This is a genomic window from Limimaricola cinnabarinus LL-001, assembly GCF_000466965.1.
GTDB classification, from domain to species: domain Bacteria; phylum Pseudomonadota; class Alphaproteobacteria; order Rhodobacterales; family Rhodobacteraceae; genus Limimaricola; species Limimaricola cinnabarinus.
This window is the reverse complement of sequence record NZ_BATB01000157.1, coordinates 1-1,259: the sequence shown is the minus strand read 5'-3', so window position 1 is coordinate 1,259 and position 1,259 is coordinate 1. Positions and strand designations below refer to the sequence as shown.

1 protein-coding gene is annotated in these 1,259 nt (G+C 69.3%); it reads left to right on the top strand.

Going from position 1 to position 1,259, the window contains the following annotated elements; all coding sequences use genetic code 11:
- Nucleotides 1-1,259, top strand: a 1,259-nt coding sequence (locus tag MBELCI_RS18835; RefSeq protein ID WP_052512782.1) for a dihydrolipoyl dehydrogenase family protein, incomplete at both ends; no start/stop codon positions are given.

Below are 1,259 nucleotides of genomic sequence, written 5' to 3'. Positions count from 1 at the left end.
TCGGCTGCCATCACCGCCGCCGAGGCGGGTGCGCGCGTGGCGCTGATAGGTGCGTGCACCCTCGGCGGGACCTGTGTGAATGTCGGCTGCGTGCCCTCCAAGGCGCTCATCCGCGCCGTGGAGAGCCTGCACCACGCCCGCAACGCCGCGCGCTTCGACGGCATCGAGGCGAGCGCCCGTGTCACCGACTGGGCCGCCACGGTGGCGCAGAAGCAGGCTTTGGTCGAGGAGCTGCGCGGCGCGAAATACGCCGACGTGCTGCCCCGATACGAGAATATCGATTACATCGCGGGCCATGCCCGCTTTGGCGATGACGGTCAGCTTACCGTCAATGGGGAGGTCTTCGCCGCCGGGAAGGTGATCATCGCCACCGGCGCGCGCCCGCATGTGCCGCAGATCCCGGGCATCAAGAGCGTCGATACCCTCGACAGCACGTCGGCGCTTGAGCTGACCGAACTGCCTACGTCGATGCTGGTGCTGGGGGCGGGCTATATCGGCGTTGAGCTGGCGCAGATCTTTGCGCGCGCCGGTGTCGCAGTCACGCTGGTGAGCCGTCGCGGCGTGCTGCCCGAGGCGGAGCCGGAGGTCTCGGCGGCGCTGGAAGGCTACCTCGCCGAGGAGGGCATCCGTCTGATTCGCTTTTCAGGTTATGAGAGGGTTTCGCAGCATGCCGATGCCGTCCGCCTGTTCGGCACCGGCGGCGAGGAGCTGCGCGCCGAGCGCCTGCTGCTCGCCACGGGGCGGGTGCCGAACAGCGATGGGCTGAATCTCGCGGCGGCCGGGATCGTCGTGGACCAGCGCGGCGGCATCGAGGTCGACGCCCATATGCGCACCGCCAATGCCAATATCTGGGCCGCGGGCGACGTCACCGGGCGCGACCAGTTCGTCTATATGGCGGCCTATGGCGCCAAGATCGCGGCGCGAAACGCGGTGGCGGGAGAGGCGCGGGTCTATGACAATGCGCATATGCCCTGGGTCGTGTTTTCGGACCCGCAGGTTTCTGGCGTCGGTGTGAGCGAGGCGCAGGCCCGGGCCGCAGGGCACGAGATCGTCACCTCGGTTCTGCCGCTCGACGCCGTGCCGCGCGCGCTTGCGGCGCGCGATACCCGCGGGCTGATCAAGCTGGTCGCCGAGGCGGGGAGCAAGCGTCTCTTGGGCGCGCAGATCCTTGCGCCCGAGGGCGCCGACAGCATCCAGACCGCCGCGATGGCGCTGAGGGCGGGGCTGACCTACGAGGAGCTGGGCGACACGATCATGCC